The sequence below is a fragment of the Candidatus Lariskella endosymbiont of Hedychridium roseum genome, from assembly GCF_964020185.1.
Lineage (GTDB): Bacteria > Pseudomonadota > Alphaproteobacteria > Rickettsiales > Midichloriaceae > Lariskella.
On record NZ_OZ026538.1, the window covers coordinates 1004316 to 1026071 of the forward strand.

23 protein-coding genes, 2 tRNA genes and 2 pseudogenes are annotated in these 21756 nt (G+C 34.5%); 14 read left to right on the forward strand and 13 right to left on the reverse strand.

Annotated elements, in window-relative coordinates:
* Positions 1-85: 85 nt before the first annotated feature.
* The gene (locus tag AACK98_RS05095; protein WP_339040479.1) at positions 86-994 is read right to left on the reverse strand and encodes a stomatin-like protein; all 909 of its coding nucleotides are present in this window, start codon (positions 992-994) and stop codon (positions 86-88) included.
* Positions 995-1045: 51 nt separating this feature from the next.
* Positions 1046-1121 (reverse strand) — tRNA-Thr (locus AACK98_RS05100).
* Between the two features lie 594 nt (positions 1122-1715).
* Between AACK98_RS05100 and AACK98_RS05105 the strand changes: the two genes are divergently transcribed.
* From AACK98_RS05105 to AACK98_RS05140, 8 genes are all read left to right on the forward strand, one after another.
* Positions 1716-2327: a nucleotide exchange factor GrpE gene (locus AACK98_RS05105; protein ID WP_339040481.1), complete on the forward strand. Its 612-nt coding sequence runs from the start codon at positions 1716-1718 to the stop codon at positions 2325-2327.
* Positions 2328-2835: 508 nt separating this feature from the next.
* Entirely contained in the window at positions 2836-3351 is a 516-nt protein-coding gene (locus tag AACK98_RS05110; RefSeq protein WP_339040483.1) for a MauE/DoxX family redox-associated membrane protein, read from the forward strand.
* A gap of 131 nt (positions 3352-3482) precedes the next feature.
* On the forward strand, positions 3483-3866 hold the full coding sequence (locus tag AACK98_RS05115; protein WP_339040485.1) for a hypothetical protein: 384 nt from the start codon (positions 3483-3485) through the stop codon (positions 3864-3866).
* Positions 3773-4141 (forward strand): IS1 family transposase, encoded by a 369-nt coding sequence (locus tag AACK98_RS05120; RefSeq protein WP_339042606.1) that lies wholly within the window; start codon positions 3773-3775, stop codon positions 4139-4141. The genes AACK98_RS05115 and AACK98_RS05120 overlap by 94 nt, the downstream gene beginning before the upstream one ends.
* Before the next feature lie 300 nt (positions 4142-4441).
* A complete protein-coding gene (locus AACK98_RS05125; protein ID WP_339040487.1) occupies positions 4442-4720 on the forward strand; it encodes an HU family DNA-binding protein in 279 nt (92 codons plus the stop codon).
* A gap of 79 nt (positions 4721-4799) precedes the next feature.
* Positions 4800-5534 (forward strand): peptidoglycan editing factor PgeF, encoded by a 735-nt coding sequence (pgeF, locus tag AACK98_RS05130; protein ID WP_339040489.1) that lies wholly within the window; start codon positions 4800-4802, stop codon positions 5532-5534.
* Between the two features lie 150 nt (positions 5535-5684).
* Entirely contained in the window at positions 5685-5978 is a 294-nt protein-coding gene (locus AACK98_RS05135; protein WP_339040491.1) for an AtpZ/AtpI family protein, read from the forward strand.
* An 8-nt stretch (positions 5979-5986) separates the two neighbouring features.
* The gene (locus AACK98_RS05140) at positions 5987-6709 is read left to right on the forward strand and encodes a F0F1 ATP synthase subunit A (protein ID WP_339040493.1); all 723 of its coding nucleotides are present in this window, start codon (positions 5987-5989) and stop codon (positions 6707-6709) included.
* A gap of 211 nt (positions 6710-6920) precedes the next feature.
* On the opposite strand, the gene AACK98_RS05145 is transcribed toward AACK98_RS05140, so the two are convergent.
* Positions 6921-7085, reverse strand: coding sequence for a hypothetical protein (locus AACK98_RS05145; protein ID WP_339042723.1), 165 nt, complete (start codon positions 7083-7085; stop codon positions 6921-6923).
* Here AACK98_RS05145 and AACK98_RS05150 point away from each other — a divergent pair.
* The 4 genes from AACK98_RS05150 (at position 7030) to yidC (ending at position 10690) form a co-directional block, all read left to right on the forward strand.
* Entirely contained in the window at positions 7030-7203 is a 174-nt protein-coding gene (locus tag AACK98_RS05150; protein WP_339042607.1) for an ATP synthase subunit C family protein, read from the forward strand. The genes AACK98_RS05145 and AACK98_RS05150 overlap by 56 nt on opposite strands.
* Before the next feature lie 23 nt (positions 7204-7226).
* On the forward strand, positions 7227-7673 hold the full coding sequence (locus tag AACK98_RS05155) for a hypothetical protein (protein WP_339040495.1): 447 nt from the start codon (positions 7227-7229) through the stop codon (positions 7671-7673).
* A 683-nt stretch (positions 7674-8356) separates the two neighbouring features.
* Positions 8357-8875, forward strand: coding sequence for an ATP synthase F0 subunit B (locus AACK98_RS05160; RefSeq protein ID WP_339040497.1), 519 nt, complete (start codon positions 8357-8359; stop codon positions 8873-8875).
* A gap of 126 nt (positions 8876-9001) precedes the next feature.
* The gene (gene yidC / locus AACK98_RS05165; protein WP_339040498.1) at positions 9002-10690 is read left to right on the forward strand and encodes a membrane protein insertase YidC; all 1689 of its coding nucleotides are present in this window, start codon (positions 9002-9004) and stop codon (positions 10688-10690) included.
* A 427-nt stretch (positions 10691-11117) separates the two neighbouring features.
* Here the strand turns inward: yidC and AACK98_RS05170 are convergent, their stop codons facing one another.
* Complete coding sequence (locus AACK98_RS05170; protein WP_339040210.1) at positions 11118-11507, reverse strand: IS1 family transposase; 390 nt, start codon at positions 11505-11507, stop codon at positions 11118-11120.
* Complete coding sequence (locus AACK98_RS05175) at positions 11476-11826, reverse strand: hypothetical protein (protein WP_339040500.1); 351 nt, start codon at positions 11824-11826, stop codon at positions 11476-11478. Before AACK98_RS05175 ends, AACK98_RS05170 begins: the two co-directional genes overlap by 32 nt.
* 230 nt (positions 11827-12056) lie before the next feature.
* Here AACK98_RS05175 and AACK98_RS05180 point away from each other — a divergent pair, with 230 nt between their 5' ends.
* Positions 12057-12590 (forward strand): DUF3576 domain-containing protein, encoded by a 534-nt coding sequence (locus AACK98_RS05180; protein WP_339040226.1) that lies wholly within the window; start codon positions 12057-12059, stop codon positions 12588-12590.
* A 405-nt stretch (positions 12591-12995) separates the two neighbouring features.
* On the opposite strand, the pseudogene tnpA (AACK98_RS05185) reads toward AACK98_RS05180, so the two are convergent.
* The 5 genes and pseudogenes from tnpA (AACK98_RS05185) to AACK98_RS05205 form a co-directional block, all read right to left on the reverse strand.
* A pseudogene (gene tnpA, locus AACK98_RS05185) lies at positions 12996-13397 on the reverse strand (IS200/IS605 family transposase); the annotation flags it as partial.
* Positions 13398-13710: 313 nt separating this feature from the next.
* Complete coding sequence (locus AACK98_RS05190; protein ID WP_339040502.1) at positions 13711-14052, reverse strand: cell division protein ZapA; 342 nt, start codon at positions 14050-14052, stop codon at positions 13711-13713.
* Positions 14049-14471, reverse strand: a complete 423-nt coding sequence (locus AACK98_RS05195) for a hypothetical protein (RefSeq protein WP_339040504.1) — start codon at positions 14469-14471, stop codon at positions 14049-14051. Before AACK98_RS05195 ends, AACK98_RS05190 begins: the two co-directional genes overlap by 4 nt.
* Before the next feature lie 882 nt (positions 14472-15353).
* The gene (tnpA, locus tag AACK98_RS05200; protein ID WP_410519973.1) at positions 15354-15800 is read right to left on the reverse strand and encodes an IS200/IS605 family transposase; all 447 of its coding nucleotides are present in this window, start codon (positions 15798-15800) and stop codon (positions 15354-15356) included.
* 78 nt (positions 15801-15878) lie between these two features.
* A tRNA-Leu gene (locus AACK98_RS05205) sits at positions 15879-15965 on the reverse strand.
* Positions 15966-17058: 1093 nt separating this feature from the next.
* Between AACK98_RS05205 and tnpA (AACK98_RS05210) the strand changes: the two are divergent.
* Positions 17059-17460, forward strand: a pseudogene (gene tnpA / locus AACK98_RS05210) (IS200/IS605 family transposase); the annotation flags it as partial.
* 371 nt (positions 17461-17831) lie between these two features.
* Here tnpA (AACK98_RS05210) and AACK98_RS05215 read toward each other — a convergent pair.
* From AACK98_RS05215 to tilS, 3 genes are all read right to left on the reverse strand, one after another.
* Positions 17832-19544: a 30S ribosomal protein S1 gene (locus AACK98_RS05215; protein WP_339040506.1), complete on the reverse strand. Its 1713-nt coding sequence runs from the start codon at positions 19542-19544 to the stop codon at positions 17832-17834.
* Positions 19545-19629: 85 nt separating this feature from the next.
* Entirely contained in the window at positions 19630-20283 is a 654-nt protein-coding gene (gene cmk / locus AACK98_RS05220) for a (d)CMP kinase (protein WP_339040508.1), read from the reverse strand.
* A 141-nt stretch (positions 20284-20424) separates the two neighbouring features.
* The gene (gene tilS / locus AACK98_RS05225; protein WP_339040510.1) at positions 20425-21750 is read right to left on the reverse strand and encodes a tRNA lysidine(34) synthetase TilS; all 1326 of its coding nucleotides are present in this window, start codon (positions 21748-21750) and stop codon (positions 20425-20427) included.
* Positions 21751-21756 lie beyond the last annotated feature (6 nt).

Consider the following 21756-nt stretch of genomic DNA (forward strand, 5'->3'; position numbering starts at 1 on the left):
TATATACTCTCTAAATCAAAATGCATTGATAAAAAATAACACTTTTTAGCATTTTTAGTAAAGCAAGCTTTATTCAAACCTTATCTTAAGACTTCATTCCTTTGAAGATGCCAAGAGCTTGCGCAACCATAGCACTTGCATCTCCTGTATTAGAAGGAATGATAAGAGTATTATTCTCCTTAGCAAGAAGTTTAAATGCCTCTATGTATTGTTCTGCAACTCTAAGAGCTGCGGCATCAGATCCACCATTATTCTGGATAGCAGCAGCAACCCTTACTATGCTTGCTGCAGTCGCATTTGCAATCATCTCTATTGCTTCAGCCTCACCCTTTGCTCTGTTCACTTGCTCTGTCATAATAGCTTCGGAACTTAGTACAACTTCACACTTTCTAGCCTCTGCAGAGTTAATAGTTGCCTGCTTCTGCCCCTCAGACTCAAGTATAACAGCACGCTTCTGCCTCTCTGCTGCAACCTGCGTCTCCATTGCCTTCACAACACCAACTGGTGGCTTAATATCTCGTATTTCATAGCGCATACATTGTATGCCCCAGGTAGTGGCAGCTTCATTTATCGCATTTACAATTTGCACATTCAACAATTCGCGCTCTTCGAATGTATTATCCATAGAAATTTTTCCTATAGCAGAACGCATTGATGTTTGCGCAAGCTGTGTAACAGCATAATAAGGATTCTCAACGCCGTATGATGCATCAACAGGATTTACTATACGAACATAAAGAACTCCATCAAGCAATAAAGTTACATTATCCTTTGTAATAGCAGCTTGTTCGAGAACATCTATCGGTCTTTCTTTTAGAGTATGCTTGTATGCGACCCTATCGATGAATGGAATAATAAAATTCAGACCAGCAACCATGGATTGGTGATATTTACCAAATCTCTCAACTATCCAAGCTTCTTGCTGCGGAACAATTTTGATAGCAGAAAACGCTAAAATAAAAATAATAACAGCCAAAGAAAATAAAAGCTCCATGTATCACTCCTTTACCTAAAGCTAAAGTAAATTATAATAAAACCCGACGTTTGGTGCCGTTGAAGGGAGTCGAACCCCCGACCCACGCATTACGAATGCGTTGCTCTACCAACTGAGCTACAACGGCGTTTTTGTATACAGCATTGTTAATAGTGCTATAATAGAATATCAGCTCTTCAAGAGGCGTATTCATTAGACCTCTTGCATAACCTGTTCCAAACTGTGATTTGATTGTCACTAAAACATAAAAACACTCACGTGGATCATTGTTTGGTGACGTTTTGCAAAAATCTACTCTATAAGAATTTCTACCTCAGAATGAGGTTATGCAAGAGGTCTATTCACTATGTTTTTAAGCTTGTATATAATTAACATAGGACATAGCTAGTCTGCCCGAAGTTAAATAAAAATCAGTATTTAGTTTATTCTAGAAATAGTGAAATTTCTTTTATATTTTCGCTCGATAGCAATAATATAATCACTTGAAAAACTAACCATATTCATTTCAAATGAAATACGCAAGCAATTTGCTACTCTCAAAACTTTTTTCAATAAAGGTAAATTCATAACGAAATACTTTAACTCGTGTTACATAGCAGCTGCGATTTAACAATTCAAACTCAATATTTCACCAAAGCCGTTTTTTGCCTTGAAATCGTCTCAGTGGTATACTATCTAATACTGAGAATTTGTCAAAATACTTTTTTAAAACGTATTAATCATGCAAACAGATAAGCTTCAGGAAAATAAAATGCAGCAAGAAAACCATTCTGAAAAAGAGCATAATGCTACATTACAACAAAATGAGAATCAGGACGTAACTACTGAAGATTCAAAACTAGTTATGGAAGAAAAAGAAAATGAGCAGAAAAATCAAGTAGCAGAACTGCAGAGTCTTGTGAAAGAGTTGAACAATAAGCTACTCTTAGAGATTGCAGAGAATGATAATCTCAGGAAACGCTTCGCGCGTGAGCTCGAGGATGCAAAAAAGTATGCCATTGCAAACTTTGCAAAAGAACTAGTTGAGGTTCTAGAAAACTTGTATAGAGTAACAGAAAACATCTCAGATAACGCTGAAATTACGCCGGAAATGCAAAGCATGAGTGATGGTGTTTTAATGACGCAGAAAATATTGCTAAGTGCATTCGAAAAACATGGCATTCAAAGAATTTACCCAGAGATAGAAAGCGAGTTTGATCACAGGTATCATGAAGCACTGAGTCAGCAAGAAGACACAACAAAGAAGAAAAATACAATAGCTCAGGTCGTACAAGCAGGATATATTATAGACTCACGCTTGCTACGCCCAGCACTAGTTATAGTTGTTGGATAAAGCAGGACATCAGCAGACTCAAATCTAAAAATAAATATTTCAAAAATTGACATAGTCAAAATGCTCTTTATGCAACGCGGGTTGCTAATTATTTCATAATTAAGCAACTCGCCTAAATTGACTTGATTAACAAGGCCATGCCAACACGTGAAACATAACTGCACTATTTTGCCACTACCACGCAAATCAACTTTCGCAGCAGCAAACTTATCTTTCTTTTGATTATAATAGATCTTGAAGATCTTAATACGCCCTCATCAAAAATTAATGATTGATCAAAGCAGACGATAATATAAAAATAATCTTCACAAAAAAAATAAATTAGTAAAATGTTTAATTTGACTAACATTGCTTTTCAATTATAAAGCATCACTAATTTTAGCAAAATAACAACAATTTAACAAATTATGATTCACCTTCTAGTTTATATGATGAACTTATAGCTCCAAAAGTATTAAGACTTCCTGCTCTTTCTAAAAATATATCATCTATAAAGCGAGGTGCTATCATGTCATTATATGGAGGAATTATGCAAAAAATAACTGATTACTTATCAAAATACACCTCTCTTTTTATTATTCTGATATTTTGTTTTGCCCTATCTTGTGTGATGATGATTGCCATGCACAATGCTAATGGTGGGACTCTAATGCAATATTTCATGGCATACTTCTTCATATTTCTTTCACTTTTCAAGTTTCTCGATATAAATGGATTTGTCAAAGCATTTGCGGCATATGATCTTTTGGCACAAAAGTTTCGATTTTATGGATATTGCTATCCATTCATCGAATTCAGCCTTGGAATATCGTATCTATGCGCATTTCTGCCACTTTTTGTGAATATCGTCACTTTTACAGTAATGACAATCAGCGGAATAGGTGTAGTAAAAAGCTTACTATCAGGTCAAAAAATAAAGTGCGCCTGTTTAGGAAGTGCTCTAAATATTCCACTTGGCGTAATAAGTGCAATTGAAAATTTCGGCATGGGATTTCTTGCGGCATATAATATCATATTTTTATAAATTTTTCGAGAGTTTTCACAATTAGATAGAAGTATGATATGATCACTTTTTTAAAAACTAAAGAGTGGTTTTATTGTTTGTTGTAAGGGATGTTGCTCTGATATCTTTGTAAAGAATGGCATTGTGAGGGGGTGTACAGCGTTATAAGTGCAGATCATGTTCTAAATTTTGTTGAGGGCGATCTGGGCAAGAAGCCTCAAACAGCTGTTAAGAAAGCATTATGCGTTATGCTATATAGTCTTGGTAATGGCTCTTTTTCTATGTTATGCAAGATATTGGGGCATTCGCCGTCCATAATTTATCGCTGGGTAGTAGAGGCGATGGGCAAGACTCAGGAGCCAGTTGTCTCTTCGGATATTATGGAGATGGAATTCGACGAGATGTGGCATTTTATTGGTTCAAAAAAAACAAGCTTTGGATCATTAAGGCAGTTGATCGTAGTACAAGGAGAACAGTTGCCTGGGTTACAGGCAATCGTGATACTGCAACATTCCAAAAGCTCTACAACAAAGTGAGTCATCTGAAAGAATGTCATTTTTATACGGATGATTGGGAGGCTTTTTCTAAAATTTTACCCAAAGAGCGTCATACAATTGGAAAGTCTGGCACAGTATGTATCGAGAGAGATAATAGCAACACGCGACATCATTTATGCCGAATGACACGGCGCACTAAAATCGTTTCTAAAAAAGAGTCAATGGTATACGAATCCATCAAGCTTTGGTGCGCTCTTACTATTACACAAATATTCAAACAATATCAAGAACAGCTCTTATCTATCTTTATGTGAAAACTCTCAATTTTTCATTATGATATGCATAATAAATATATATTTAATCTCTTTAAGCAATCTCACATAATCTATGTAGTAAAACCTTATGCCATTAAAGAATTAGTTTCGCATATACTATAACTTTATTAACAATCTTAAGGCGTATAATCTAGCCAAATTGCCATTAAGGGTAAACAAAAGCACAAAATTTATAAGATTTTCACGGCCTACCCTAAAATTATCTTGATATGTTTTTGCGTCTGAAATACTCTGTCGAGATAATTATCATCTTAAAATAATCATAATTGAGGATCATAAATGAATAAAACTGAATTTATTGAAGCTGTTGCTGGTGCTATGAGTGTTTCTAAAACTAAAGCTGCAGATGCTGTTTCGGCTGTATTATCCACTATACAAAAAGCGCTAGAAAGTGGCGATGAGATCAGGATAGTTGGTTTTGGAGCATTTAAAGTAGCAGATGTAAGAGCTAAGGTTGTACGCAATCCACAAAACGGACAAAAGATCAACGTCCCAGCTTGCAAAAGACCAAAGTTTATTCCTGGAAAAGACTTGAAAGAGGCGGTAAATCGCAAGTAAAGGTAGTAATTATGTCACAGTTTTTGCTAAAAATACGTTTTATATACTCGTACAATAATGTAACAACATCGGAATATATATGCTAAAGCATTATATAAAATCCGGGCTTTTGAGTGCTCGCGGTGCGTATGGTTATTTTTTTTTGAAGCATGTAGATTTTGCAGAGTTGGTAGAAAAACGCTCCAGAGCTAAGTATATAAGCAATGTTTTTGAGATTTGCGATGGTGACATAATTGCAATGCCTAAACAAGAACATACAGATAAGGTGCTGGTATTGTCGCGCAAGGACGCGGCTATGTTTAGTAGCGATATGCCAGCTGACTCTATAGTAACAGATATTCCAGGGGCTGTGATTGGCGTTAAGACTGCTGATTGTGTACCTATACTCTTATACGATGAAAAAAATAAAATATCGGGAGCCGCCCATGCGGGTTGGCGCGGTGCATTCAGTGGCATCTTACAAAACACTGTGCTCGCTATGGAATCCTTAGGTGCAAATGTCAGTAGTATTGCGGCGTGTCTTGGCCCATCAATTAGACAATATAGCTATGAGGTATCATATGAATTACATGACAGATTTATAAAACAATCTAAAAGTAACAGCATTTTCTTTAAAAATAACGGAGAAAAGTATCTGTTTGATTTACCTGGATACTGCAGATCAGTATTATCTGAGATGGGTGTTGAAATAGAAGATCTATGCATAGATACCTATACAAATTCTGATATTTTATACAGCTATAGGAAGATTAATCGTTCTAATACTCAAGCTCGTTCTGGCTTCGGACAACTTTCTCTAATTCGCTTTGCTTGATATCTGTATTATCTTTTTACAAATTCAGCTGCGCATGAGTGTGTCACAATTCACTGTATTCAGCATTTTGCTCTAGCATTTGAGTTGTATTAAATCTTGCATAACTACCTTTCAAACTGCACAATCTTCTTAAAATCCCATAATTTTATAATGTCAAATAAAGATAGCCTCAAATCTAGGATAGATGATTTAAAATCTAAAACATGCTACCAAGAACGCATGCAAGCAAAACATGGCAGTATTTTTAATGCCAATTATAAAAAAAAATCAACAAATAAAAGTGGCAGTGGAATAAACATACTTGCTGACATACTTGCTGGGATTGCAATAGGTGTTTTTGTAGGTTATTATGTTGATCTATACTTTGGTACAATGCCTGCTTTTTTGTTTATTTTTACAATATTAGGCTTGTTCGCTGGAATTCATAACATAAGTAGATATTAGAACATCTTATGCATAGCCCTCTAGAGCAATTTAATATAAAAGTTTTGCTTCCTATTAAGGTAGCAGGACTTGATGTTTCATTTAGCAACTCTTCACTCATGATGTTGATTGTGCTTTTCATCACTGCTCTATTTCTCTTTTTGGGAACTAGCTCTAGCAAGGCTGTGCCAAATAGGCTAGAAGCCGCTGTTGAGGTATTGTATGATATGATAGAAAATATGGTAAAAAGTACAGCCGGTAGCGAGGCTCGTAAATATTTCCCATTCATTTTTTCTCTGTTCATTTTTATATTATTCTGCAATCTATTTAGTATGCTTCCATATGCATTTACTGTAACAAGTCATATAGCAGTCACTATGGCATTTGCAGCATTCATCTTTGTCTGTGTCACAGTTATAGGCTTTTACAAGCATGGAATGCACTACTTCTCATTGCTAGTTCCGTCTGGCACACCTATCTTAATGGCTCCTATGCTTTTTGTGATAGAATTGATAGCATATCTTGCAAGGCCTGTTAGCCTTTCTATACGTCTTGCTGCAAATATGATAGCAGGGCATGTTGTGCTTAAAGTTTTAGCATCTATGGCGATTATGGCAGGATTTTTTGGTATTTTTCCACTTATGTTACTGACGCTACTTACAGGATTTGAGATATTTGTTGCAGTTTTACAGGCTTATATTTTTTCTATTTTAACATGTGTATATCTAAGTGATGCTTTAAATTTACACTAATTTTATCTATCTCTATGCTATTCTCGCCTCTTGTAATAATTCCAATAACTTCTTTTGTTACTTTATCTTATTGAGACATTTATCTATTTTAAAGTAACCTAGTGTGGTTCTAAATTCGCTTTTAAGGAAATGTTGTGACATAATCCTTTAGAAATTTATACTGCTTGTATAATTAAGTTATTGATTTAAAACGATACTTAGGTGATATTTGCTATTGTGATAAATTTTTGCTTTGTTTTATATTTACTAATAATTGAGGAATGTTTTTTATGGAATTGTTGTCACTAAAATATGTTGGAGTAGGTCTTGCAACCCTCGGAATGCTAGGCGCTGCAATTGGAGTGGGTAATATTTTTGCTGCGCTGATAAAAAGCATAGCGCGCAATCCTTCAGCTGAGTCCCAGCTTAGCAAGTATGCATATATAGGCGCTGGCCTTGCAGAAGCTATGGGTATATTTGCGTTCTTGATGACTCTACTTATATATTTTAGTTAATAATGATTTGATACTGTCTGCCAATGCCACAACTAGATATTTCCACATATTTGATGCAGATTGTTTGGCTAATATTAGTTTTTTCTGCTCTATACTGTTTCGTTAGATATTTTTTCTTCCCTAGAATGTCTAAAAAAATAGCGCTGCGCAACGCTATTGTGGATGATGCGATAGCAAAGTCAGAGACTCTTGTTTTAGAATGCCAAAAATTGAAATCTGAGATTGCTCAAATTATGCATCAAGCTAGAGAGCATTCTGTATTACTACAAAAAGAAGCAGATGCTAAAGCTAGAGTAATGATGGAAGAAGCTGTTGCTATATCTAATGATAAAGTTGAAGCATTTTTAGTAGCAGAATCTAAAAAGTTAGCAGACCTCGAACAAGAAATACGCGCGCAAGTGCCGTTTGTTGCAGATGATGTAAAGAATGAAATTTTGCATTTCTTTCAGCAGAAGAATAAGATTTCGTAATGATATCGCTTGCAATATCTTATTCCGTACTTTGTTGTATTACGATATTTGTATGCGTTGTTATTATCTAGCTTTTGTGTCATGATATATCTAAGGCAGTATAAAAGAGTTATGCTAAACTTTGTCTTTTTGATAAATTTTAAGTCAGCCTCTCGTCTGAAATAGAGTTATATTGCAGATTTCAAGTGAATAAAAATTTGTTCTAAATACTCGTTTGCCGTGCATATTTTATAGTGCTTTAGCTATAGCTCATGGTATATGTACATATGGCTCCGGCAAATGAAGAGTTGGTATTTATGTACATACGAAGTTAAACTGAGTAAAGGTTAGGAGAAGCGAGTTACCAATTATTTGATAATTAGCAACTCGTCTCAATGTTTCGAAAATTGAGTCAAGAAGTAGCTTTTCTAAAGTTTTCGAAATATAAAATTCAACGATGTTGTAGTGAGTAGGTATGTTGCAAGCCACTACTAAAGTGTCATGTATGCATTTCTTTGTATTGCAGAAAAAATCTACTATATATTTGTGTTATTAATCGGCAGCTCAGGTTGCATACAAAGCACATAAGGAGAATTTTAAAGACGCTAATCTTTAAAGTATGACGATGTATAAATCCTTTGATGTGTAAAAACTGATAAGCTTAGAGCTTATGCATAAAATTATTTTTGATGGTATTCCTAAGTATGTTTGAGTTTAACGAGGAGTTTTTTGTTTCCATTTGTTTTTTCATTTTTGTTGCTGCAGTTTTCCCAAAAGGTAGAAAGGCTATTGCGTCAATCTTGGATAATAAAATAAAGATGATTAGCGCTAATATAGAAGAAGCAACAAAGATACGAGCAGAAGCTATGAAAATGCTAGAGGAGGCTAAGTTAGAATATACAAAAGCAGTGGAACAAAGAGATCTCATAGCAAAACAGTCAGAAAAGAAAGTAAAACATCTACTTGAAAATATAAATTCTAAGATCCAATCAGATATGAAACGTGATATACAAAGCGCTCATAACCTTGCAGCACGTAACATGGATAACTTAATCGTCAAATTAAAATCTGAAATTTTACAAATAAGCATAGAGATTGCATCGGCATTCATGAAAGATGAAATGTGGGATGAAGAACACTCAGAATCTGTGCTTGATGAAGCACTCTCTTCACTTCTTTCTCAACTTTTTAATACTCGAAATACTTCAAATCAACAACTATAATGTGTCGTTAAGATTTTATATTTATATTCCATTAAAATAAAAATGAACTTGCAAACATAGTAGTAAAACAGTAAAACACCCCTTGAACTCGTAAGTGGGGTATCTGTAAAATATTTATTCTAGAAGATGACACAAAATCAAAGACTTTTAATAGCACTTATAATATCTCTAATTATCTTAACAGTGTGGCAAAACTTCATTATAACGCCTGAAACGAACACAAAAGTTACAGAAAATAATACAAGCAGAGATATTACAACATTAGAATATATAAAGAAACCAATTGAAATTTTACCTAGAGAACATGTAATACAACATGGATTCTCAGAGAGGAAGAGAATACTCTTAGAAAGCGATACAATGAAAGGATCGCTAAGCCTAATCGGTGGAAGGCTGGATGATGTCATTTTAAAGAAATACACAGAAACTGCAGATCCAAACTCACAAAACGTTGTGTTACTCTCCCCAGGAAATACTAATGAGGTATTTTTTGTAGAATTTGGTTGGCTTGATTCATCCGGACAAAAAGTAGAGCTTCCTACTAAAAACTCAGTTTGGCAACATAGCGGGAATAATTTATCTCCAATGAATTTAATAAATATGTATTGGAAAAATAGTACTGGTATTACGTTCAAACTGCAATTCTCACTTGATGAGAAATATATGTTAAACATCAAGCAGTCTGTACAAAATAATAGTGGTTCCGCTGTTTCGCTCCATCCATATTTCGCTGTTAATCGTACGTTTACTGAAAGTAAGAACACTAACATGCTTATGCATGAAGGAGCAATTGGTGTGTTAAATAGCAAATTACATGAAGTAACGTTTGGTGATATCAAAGATGATAAAAATTTAACTTATAAGTCTCAAAGTGGCTGGCTTGGCTGGGTAGACAAATATTGGCTCACAGCTATTATTCCTCAGAAAGGCAGTCAATTTAATGCAAAAATTTCTTCTTTTAAGGTAAGTGATAGAGATAGATTTCAGATAGATGGGATATTGGAAGCTCAACTTATACTGCCTAACAACTCCATAGATAACAGCTATAATCTATTTATTGGACCTAAACAGCTTAAACTTCTAGAGAGTTATGAAAAAGTTTATAATATAGAACTATTTGATAGAGCGGTTGACTTTGGAATACTATACTTTATTACCAAGCCTATCTTCATGTTGCTGAGCTATTTTTATCAGATTTTAGGTAATTTTGGTTACGCAATTATTCTTTTAACAATCGTAATAAAGTTACTCCTTTTTCCACTTTCATATAAGAGTTTCCTAAGTATGAATAAGCTAAAAGCTCTGCAGCCGCAAATGGCCAAAATTAAGGAAAAATTTAAAGATGATATGCAAAGCATGCATAAAGCAATGATGGAGCTCTATAAAAAGGAAAATGCTAACCCTATGTCTGGTTGCTTGCCAATTATAGTACAGATGCCTATCTTTTTCGCTCTTTATAAAGTGCTATATGTTACGATAGAGATGAGACATGCACCATTCATGCTTTGGATCCATGATTTATCCGCCCCTGATCCTACAAGCCTATTTAATATGTTTGGTTTGATTCCTTGGGATCCTCCAGGATTTTTGATGATTGGTGTACTACCTATCATAATGGCTCTAACCATGCATATACAACAAAAACTAAACCCGGAGCCGTCTGACCCAACTCAAGCTAAGGTTATGAAGATGTTGCCTTTAATATTCCTGTTCATGTTTGCCTCTTTCCCTTCTGGATTGGTGTTATATTGGGCTTGGAGTAATATATTGTCTATATTGCAACAAGCTGTAATCAAGAAATTACATTCTAATTAACCGTTGTTATAAAAGAAATAGCTATCATTTTATATATAGCACTGCCGGTAGTGCCATATTGAAGATTATCAAAGATAGTTTTATATTCAAATTTTTGCTTTTTATATAGCTCAAAGCAGTATAAAAAGATAATTACTAGAGTAGAGAGAATGTATTAAGTCGCCTGTGTCAAACTCTATGAAGCTGAGGATTTATGTTGGCCTGCAAGCAATTATGATGCGCAGAAAGTCCAGCAGGAAAAGTGGCAACCTTATGGATTTTGTTATGTACTGTCTTCATAAATTCACATGCGTTAATTTTTGTGTCAAATAATTATATATATTTGCAAATAAATTAATGAAGTAATACTTGAAAATCAAGCAATAAAGGTCTCTGCAAGTGGTGTTGCCCGCAAGTACCTAAAGTAGTATTGCTAGGGTAGGCATTGCTAACTAAAGATAGATATCAGCAAGTCTTTATTAAAAAGCATTAGGATAGAGTTATAGATCATATCTATGGCCTTACTGTAACGTTTGGTTTTACGATGAAACCTGGCTAAATAGTGCCGTATTAATGAGTTGAATGATTCCACTAAAGACGTTTCTGCCTTAGTAGAATAGTGTTTTTTAGCAATCCTAAATTTTTCATAAACGTCGTAATGGTCACTGCATGATATCTCTATCTCGTAGCTACTTTGTAATCGCATGGCAATCGGAAGATAGGATGCAAAATCCCTGACAATGCTCACTTCAAAATCAACAACTTTATTTCTGTCCCTATCAACAGCAAGCCAAATGTAGACTTTGTTAGTTTTTTTGGCAATAACTAAAAAGCTCATCCAGCTCAATAATTGAGATTTGCTTGGCATCCTCAGGTATCGTAACATCATTCAGCCTTTGTTTTAGAAGCTTTGAGAATTTTCTAATCCACTTTATTATAAGTGAACTCGAGACCTTTTCTAATCTCTCGATTGATCTAATTCCAACTCCCTCCAGATACATACTAACAACCTTCATCTTTTTATTAAGGCTGTACTTTACTCTCATATCTCCAGACTTATAGCTCTTTTTACACTCTGGGCACTTATACCTCTGACGACCTTTAATATAGCCATTCTTTGTGCTTCCTATGCTGCCACAATGCTTACAACTTAACATATATAATGCTTCCAATATAACTTACTATCAAGGCAGTATACATATACGCGAATTTAAAAGCAAAATCTATTCTTGGTTAGCAATGCCCTAGGGTACAGGACAAATTAGTACAGGGCTGCTGACAATAACTTTTGTACATTTAATTTTCCGCAAAAATTTATTTGCGCGGCAAATCGATTTTTTGATGGACATATAAATTAAGGATATTACAACAATTAGCAATGAAATTTATGAATAGACAATACAGACTAAATCTTTTGTTTATCTTATGCTCGCTATTACTTCTGCCTGCTTGTACTAATATAAGCCAGAAAAACCCTGTTTTCCCACCTTCCAAAGAAGAAGTGGAGAATAAAAGAGTTGGAAGCTTGCTTGGAGGTGAAACTGGTGGTTTTACAATATATAGTTCAACAGATAACTCTAATTTTACTGCAAAACCAAAGAAACAAACCTCAAACTGCAGTAAAAACCTAGTATGGAATACTATGCTTGATTCTCTATCAGATATTCAAATAGCTTTTACTGACAAAGAGTCTGGCACTGCAGTTACACATTGGCAGTATTCAAATAACAAACAAGAGAGAAAAAAATATCGTATCCTTTTATTGCAAGATTCAAATGATAGTTATTCAGTAAATGTTACAGCTTTAAAACAATCATTCTTCAAATCTGCTTGGAGCAATGACGAAACAGACTCGGAAGCTGCATCTAAACTGCAAAATCTTATCATAAACAGAATTAATTTTGTTTGCACCAATAACTAACTCAAGTTACCTATTCATAATCCAAGTGTATAGCAGATTTTTTGGCTATACAAAGAGGAGCATACATTGTAACTAGTACAAAGTCTCAAAACAAGCATGAAATGGTGCTTGGAGCGCAAAAATAGCGCTTTAAATCCGTAAGGAAATGTTATAATAAACGCAAAAACCTTACGGATTGTGTGAATGTAGTATTTGCTAGGTATAGGAGAATTAATATACCCGAAAATTAGCGTATGGCAGTTCGGCTTTGTTGCACATTTTACTTCTCCACAGAAATTTATTTGCTACGTAAATAGATTTCTGGCGCGCGTACTACAAACATTTTTCCGATTCTGCTATCAATTACTACCGGCTAAAGCGCGGTAGTTTATGTAACGCTTGCAAAGCAGATTAAAAGCGTAAACGCTAAAACTCTGATATTCTAAAATCATCTTTTTTGTGATGTTCCTCATGCTGTTCTATATATTTTTGCACTTCTTCTGAATTCACATTGCCAACTGTCACAACAAAATACCCTCTGGCCCAAAGATGTTGTCCACAATACCGCTTACGGAGCAGTGCAAATTCCTGTAGCAACTTACGACTACTTATACCTTTAATATATTGCACAGCTTTAGATATTGATATACTAGGCGGAACCAATGCTAATATATGTACGTGATCAGGACTCATACTGCCACTAATTATATTTATGTAATTAGCAGCACGTATTTCTCGGATTACTTCCCTAGTTCTAATCGCAACTTGCCCAGTTAAAACTCTATACCTATACTTAGTACAAAATACTATATGATACTTTAGGTCATATAGGCTGTGGGATCATCTCCTATATTCCATTCGTCCTCCCTTAGCACATTTCCTAGATAACTAATACTAAAGTGTTCGCCTAAAGGCGAGGGTGTTAACCATATCACATATAACTACATAAAAAATCACAACAAATTGACACAGATACCATCAGCTGAGCAATAAAATGCACAATATAAAGTTGTACCAAGGCATTTCAAAAGCTATAATGCATATTTCCAGCGGATGAACAAGATAAACCCTATGTTACTTAGAGTTATAACGCAGACGACTATAAATCTAATATTCCATAATCAATATAGATTTTTATAATTCAGCTATTTCTTGAATTTGTTTGAATATTATTTGCGATCTCTTCAAGATAATTTGCTATATCATCTATAATCTCTAACAAATGTTCATTATAACTAGCTAAATCGCCTTTCTCAGACATAAGACTCTGTGCATTTTCTTCTCCAGATTTCAGAGTTTCGATTTCATCTTGCATAATTAAAGCTGCTAAAAACAACGCTCTACTATCATTGACATTTTTGATATCTGACTTGAGTGCCGCGATTCTTTCGTTAATTTTATTAGCAAGATATTTTACCCTATTTGGATCTTCACAATGTACGTCAAGTACTCCAGAACCAAACTGAACGGTTACTTTACTCATTTATTTATTTTTTGTTTTAATAAACGTTTTAATTGATTAATAGATACATCAATATATTCAGAAGTACTCTTGTCAACTAGCGTATCAGGTAATGTGCGCAGCTCTGGCTCAGCATTAACAGTGCTGCTACTTTGACTTTGTTGTTCAGACTTAACTTCTATTGCTAGTCCAGTTTGCAGTACTTGGCTTTTATTATCAATCTTTGATCTTATCTCTTCTAACTTTTCTGAGATTGCTGCATTTTCAGCTTCAAGTGAAGCTATACTAGATTTCATATGATTTTGTACGTTGTTTAGGTCTAAGCATTCTTTTTCAAGCTTTGCATTCTGCTTCAATAAAGCATCAGCAGCATATTTGATATTGTGCAGAGCTTTAGCAATACGTTTTTTGGCTTTTTCTATACGTTCTTCGATCATCATGTTTATCAACCTTGTTGAGCATTACAAGTATGCCACAATAAAAACAAAGATAAGATTTTTTATTGGCAATACTAAAACATTTATACAAGTACTACCACTAATTTTATAAAGCACTTAAAAATGCAAATAAAAACCCATCTTTTATTATACCAAAATTATGGATTTTATAAACTTATAACGCAAAAATAATTTCATCTTAACAATTAAACTTCTGTATAACAAAGAGTGGGTATTTACTTATATATATGAAGTTAGACTTAAAAAAGAGCTAGGAGGAATTAGTGCATATACATAAGTTTTTTATAGGTATATACACGATAATATATGGTACTATTCACAAAGTACTATAAAAATGCCTGCTAACAGAAATAATACACTGCTTATTTTTTAAACTAGTCAATTATTATCATATAAGCATAGAACTGATATGCCAGCAATTAATCCTATCTCAATCATCTAATCTATTATAATGAGTACAGTTAATACTGATACATCACAAGAAGCTAAACATTACATGCTTTCTCATATGAATTCTAAAACATATTTCTCATACTCTATATTTATAAATTGCAATGGTAATATGCTGCAAATGTTAAAATATAGCTAAAACAGCATAAAAAAGTCATGCTAAACTTTGTATTTTTGATAAGTTTTAAGTCAGCTTTTTGCTTGAAATAGCAGTTATATTGCAGATTTCAAACAAATAAAAATTTATTCTAAATACCACGCTTGCCATACCTACTTGATAGAGCTCTAGCTATAAAACTCATTAACATTAAGTTTTAGAAAGCAGTCATATGGTAGCATATGTCATATCAATTACTACCGGCTAAAGCGCGGTAGTTTGTGTAACGCTTGCAAAGCAGATTAAAAGCGTAAACGCTAAAACTCTGATATTCTAAAATCATCTTTTTTGTGATGTTCCTCATGCTGTTCTATATATTTTTGCACTTCTTCTGAATTCACATTGCCAACTGTCACAACAAAATACCCTCTGGCCCAAAGATGTTGTCCACAATACCGCTTACGGAGCAGTGCAAATTCCTGTAGCAACTTACGACTACTTATACCTTTAATATATTGCACAGCTTTAGATATTGATATACTAGGCGGAACCAATGCTAATATATGTACGTGATCAGGACTCATACTGCCACTAATTATATTTATGTAATTAGCAGCACATATTTCTCGGATTACTTCCCTAGTTCTAATCGCAACTTGCCCAGTTAAAACTCTATACCTATACTTAGTACAAAATACTACATGATACTTTAGGTCATATAGGCTGGGATCCTCTCCTATATTCCATTCGTCCTCCCTTAGCACATTTCCTAGATAATAATACTAAAGTGTTCGCCTAAAGGCGAGGGTGTTAACCATATCACATATAACTACATAAAAACATGGTGCCCATGAGAAGACTCGAACTTCCATGACCAAAAGGTCACTAGCACCTGAAGCTAGCGTGTCTACCAATTCCACCACATGGGCAAAAAATATGTGAAACTATAATGAAATTTCATGATATGCACTGCTAAATAATCAGCGATCATGAAATACATAACATTTTTAAAAATATGCTGGCACTTATTTTCGAAAGTATCAACATAATACCAACTTATTCAGCTCAAAAATTAGATATTATAATTTCACTTCAAATCATGAAAATAGATGTATTTACTTACTATTCTCATTTTAGAAACTACGAGATGTATTCTAATATCACACAAAAGAAACACTCAATAATAACATAAAACTATCTAATTCTAATGTATTTTATAGGAGTATTAGCTAAATAATTATCAGCTTAATAGCAAAAATTAACCTGCTGAACCTAAAGTAACATTAATATAGCATAAGCTTTACTTAATTACCAAAGTAAACCGATAGATATGCAGATATGCAGGTATTATAGTAACGTAAAGTTACTAACTATATATAACAATATGTATTTTATATATACAGGGAGCTTCATTTTTCTTAGCTTTTTTAAAAGTCCAACTTCATATTGCTAAAGCAGCATCAAAAAAAGTCATGTTAAACTTTATCCTTTTTGATAAATTTTAAGGCGGCTTTTCGTCTGAAATAGTAGTTATATTGCAGATTCCAAACGAATAAAATTTATTTTAAATATTCGCTTGCATATCTACTGGATAGTGCTTTAGCTATATATGACATCGCCAGTAAAGTCATGATGTGAACCTTTTTGGCCCGATTTTCCATTGTTATAGTCAAGGAAATTGAAAACATTATAGAGCGAACATATAGCTTAAAATTTTAAATCTAAAGTTATATCTTTAGTTCACAAATTCCAAATGCTTTAGTAGGTTGCCGATTCTGCTCTTAATAATATTAATACCACTAACTTTCTTGACTATACTTCATTAATTTCTTTGCAAATATGTGAAAGTCACCGCGTGTACTTATGCATGCAATGCAATATTAATCAACACCCACTCTTCATTTATGTAGTTATATGGGATAGGGTTAACACCCTCGCCTTTAGGCGAACACTTTAGTATTATTATCTAGGAAATGTGCTAAGGGAGGACGAATGGAATATAGGAGATGATCCCACAGCCTATATGACCTAAAGTATCATATAGTATTTTGTACTAAGTATAGGTATAGAGTTTTAACTAGGCAAGTTGCGATTAGAACTAGGGAAGTAATCCGAGAAATATGTGCTGCTAATTACATAAATATAATTAATGGCAGTATGAGTCCTGATCACGTACATATATTAGCATTGGTTCCGCCTAGTATATCAATATCTAAAGCTGTGCAATATATTAAAGGTATAAGTAGTCGTAAGTTGCTACAGGAATTTGCACTGCTCCGTAAGCGGTATTGGGGACAACATCTTTGGGCCAGAGGGTATTTTGTTGTGACAGTTGGCAATGTGAATTCAGAAGAAGTGCAAAAATATATAGAACAGCATGAGGAACATCACAAAAAAGATGATTTTAGAATATCAGAGTTTTAGCGTTTACGCTTTTAATCTGCTTTGCAAGCGTTACACAAACTACCGCGCTTTAGCAGGTAGTAATTGATCAGAGAGATACCTGAGCTTTTTAACATGCAAATTATATGCCAAAGCACTGTGCTGCAAAAATCAGCAGAAAAAACTCAAATAAATTTTAAAACATGCTTGAAAACTAGATAATAATACTGATGCATTTGCGGTTAAGAGCACTAGAAGAAAATCAATCTGCTCAGATTTATCTGTTTAATAACCACATGCTTACGTTGCTTGCTGCATAACTTTAAAAAGAACACAACAAACTGCAAAACAACTTAAAACAGAGGAAAGAACTGAGCAAAAACAAATATAGTAAAACCTGTTATATTTATGCATTACTCTTTCTTCAATGCAGCGCCTAATATATCACCTAAGCTTGCACCACTCTCTGTAGAGCCAAACTCAGCCATTGCTTTTTTCTCCTCAGCAATTTCCAAAGCTTTTATAGAAAGCGCAACGTTTCTGCTCCCAGAATCAAATGATAATACCTTTGTGTCCACCTTATCACCAACAGCAAATCTTTCAGGCTTTTGCTCACTTTTATGCCTAGAAAGCTCAGCTTTCTTTATCAATGCACGCACTCCACCAGGCAATTCAACATCGATACCATCTTTCTGCACACCAGTTACAGTACAAGTTACAGAATCTACATCAGCTAGATTTGCAACTGCCTGAGCTACACTATCAACTACAGTTTGTTTGATTCCAGCTGTGATACGCTCTCTCTCAAGATCTATATTTAGAATCACTGCTTCAACAATATCACCTTTCTGATACTCTTGTACTGCTTCTTCTGCAGGTTTATCCCAGCTGATTTCAACTGCAGGAATAAGAATATCAATTGTAGAAGCAACACCCTCTTCTTGCATGGAAACAAAAAGACCAAAATCTACTACAGTCTTCACAATTCCTTTTACTTTCGTACCAACTGGATAATGTTTTGCAAAATGTTCCCAAGGATTTTCCTTACATTGCTTCATGCTGAGACTTATCCTATGCTTAGCAACGTCTATCTCAAGAATCATAACATCTACCTCATCACCTTGCTTAACAAGTTTACGAGGGTGTGTATTTTTGATTTGCCAAGCCATCTCACTATGGTGTACAAGCCCTTCAATACCAGGCTTTAGTTCTACAAAAGCGCCGTAATCAACAACAGTTGTAACAACACCTTTAAATACCTTCCCAACTGGGTATTGCACGATTAAACCATCCCAAGGGTTAGGGAGAAGCTGCTTTATCCCAAGCGAAACTCTTTGTAGTTCAAGATTATATTTTGTCACTACTACATCAACTTGTTGTTGTAACTTCAATACTTCAGAAGGGTGAGATATTTTATTCCAAGAAATGTCAGTGATATGCACAAGGCCATCCATAAATCCAAGATCTACAAACACACCATAGTCTGCAATATTCTTAATTACACCTTTGAGCACTGTACCTTCTGAAATAGTAGCAAGCTGCTGCTTTCTACTCTCTTGACGCAACTCTTCAAGTATTGCTTTACGTGAAACTACAACATTCCCATGCTCTTTGTCGATCTTCAAAATCTTGAAAGTTTGAGAAACACCCATAAGTCCAGCTAAATCTTTAACAGGTCTTATATCAACCTGACTTCCAGGTAAAAATGCAACAACGCCACCTATATTTACAGCAAAACCACCTTTGACACGCCCTAAAATTATACCTTCTATATTTTGGTCTTGAGTATAAGTACGCTCAAAATTCATCCAAGCAGCATCTCGAATGGCTTTTTCTCTACTAAGAACTAATCTCCCACCTTTCCCTTCTAACTTCTCTATAAAAACATCAACAGTGTCGCCAACACGTATTTCTTGGGCTACTCCGTCTATTGTGAACTCATTCAAAAAGATACGTCCTTCACTCTTGAGCCCAACATCAACCACAGCAACGTCCCTCTCAACAGCCGTGACCGTACCAGAAACAATTTGTCCCTCTCTTTTCTCAGAACGCACATACTCTTCAAACAGCTGAGCAAAGGACTCAGCACCACCATCGTTCTGTTGTTCTATACTGTTTTGACTCATATTCATCTTTAAACCTGGGACCTACTTTTTTTATAGTTGATAAAAAAATTTAACAAAGTGGGATAACACATCATGCACTAGGCAGCTATTTAGATTTTTTGAAATATACCTCAGGAATCAACTCCAAAATTTTCTCGACAGACTCGCCAAGCGTAATGTGAGTAGTATCAATAACATTATAAGGCGCTCCCAACTTAAGTGGTGCAAGCTCTCTGCTGCTGTCCTTTAAATCCCGCTCTCTCAAATCACACAATACTTGGTCATGTATAATATTTTCACCAGCATTTTGCAACTGTTTAAATCTTCTTTCAGCTCTAACTTCTAAATCTGCTGTTATAAACACTTTTACATCTGCTTTTGGAAAAATAACTGTTCCTATATCACGGCCCTCAATGACAACACCACGTTTCCCACAAGGAAAGTTACGCTGCACATCAAGTAATGCATTCCTAACTTCTGGAATAGCAGCAACAGGTGGAGTAAACTTACTCACTAAAGTTCCATGTAAATCTAGTTTCGAATTATCGTTAAAGTCTGTTTTACTAATCAGCTTTTTTATCTCTTCGATATCACCTAACTCTATTTTAGCTTCAAGCATTCTTGCTGCAACTGTTCTATAAAGAATTCCTGTATCTAGATAATCAAAATTAAGAATTTTAGCAAGTAATCTTGCAATGCTACCCTTTCCAGAAGCAGCAGGACCATCTATAGCAATTATTATACACCCCTCATTTCGCATGACATTTTTTATTCTGTTATTTTCAAAAAATCAAGGATATCAGACTATATGAATTAGTTTTTTGCCGCAACTGAAATGCTAGCATTAGTACTTATATCACATCTATAAGAAACAATAGAAAGTATTCATTAGCGCATGTAATCACAGGTACCGCACTAAGATATTTTCTGCAATAAAATTACATTCATAATCTAAATTTTTATTTGTTACGCTAATGTGAGAAACTAATTTCCCTTTGTAAAAAACACCAGGAGTAGAATGCAATATAACTTTGCAATATTTTCTAGGCTCAAATAAGTTCCAATTTATTTCCTCATCTTTTAGCATTTCTGACGTTATGCACTTCACATATAGTTCTTTAATAAGATTATCACCTACTTTTTGGTTTACGTGAATAAGAAAACGCTTATCCCATATATTGTCACCAAGCATAAGGTGTTGCTTATCTTGCGTTATTTTGCTTTTCTCTCGAAAAAACACTAAAACTTCAAGATGCTGTACTATCTGACATCCAGCTAAAGTACGATCACTTAAGCATTCTATACTACAAATTTGAGTATCTAATAGTTTAATACTATTCAATCTAGGTGGATGTTGCATACCACTTATACTACGAAGGATATGAACAAGTAAACGAAGTCTGATTTCCTCATGCAAATGAATGAATTTCTGTATATTCATACTAATAACGCCCAGCTCACTTGTCTTACAAATTGCAGAGAAGGTATCTACTGTCACATTATGCAAAAAATCCTTTGCTCGTTTTGCATTTTCCGCGAGCAATTCTAGCCTGTTTATTAATTCGATATACTTATTATCATCAAGGTGTTTCTTTAGTTGTGCTCTAATTGATGCTCGCGTATATTTGGGATTCTCATTTGATGGGTCTTTCACAAAATAATCCCAACCAATTTCTTTATACACACTTTCTATCTGCGCTCTGGAAAATTCTAAAAAAGGACGTATTATTTTCACCTCGCTTCGCTTGCAGATACTTGGAATACCAGCGATTCCATCTACTCCACTTCCACGCATAATGCGCATTATAACTGTTTCTGCTTGGTCATCTTTGTTGTGTGCAGTAAGAAGACAATCAACATTTTTCTTCCTGCAGTATTCAATTAATAAACTATATCTTGCATCTCTTGCTTTTTGATGCATATTTTTTATAAGTTTGGAGTCTTGCTTATGATCCCACTTTATTACTACTGAATCTATACCTTTAGATTTAAGGTACATAGATGTTTTATACGCTTCTTCCTGCGATTCATCTCTAAGTGAGTGATCAATCGTTACAGCAGAAAAATCGAAAGGTGCGCAGTTTATAATGTTATGTTTCAACTCATCTAGACAAGCAATGAGACACATGCTGTCTATACCACCTGAAACAGCTACAAAAACTTTTTTTAAAGAATAACGCGCTATTAACGCCTGGATAGCTCCAGTAAATAATGTCTTAGTGCTCATTGATTT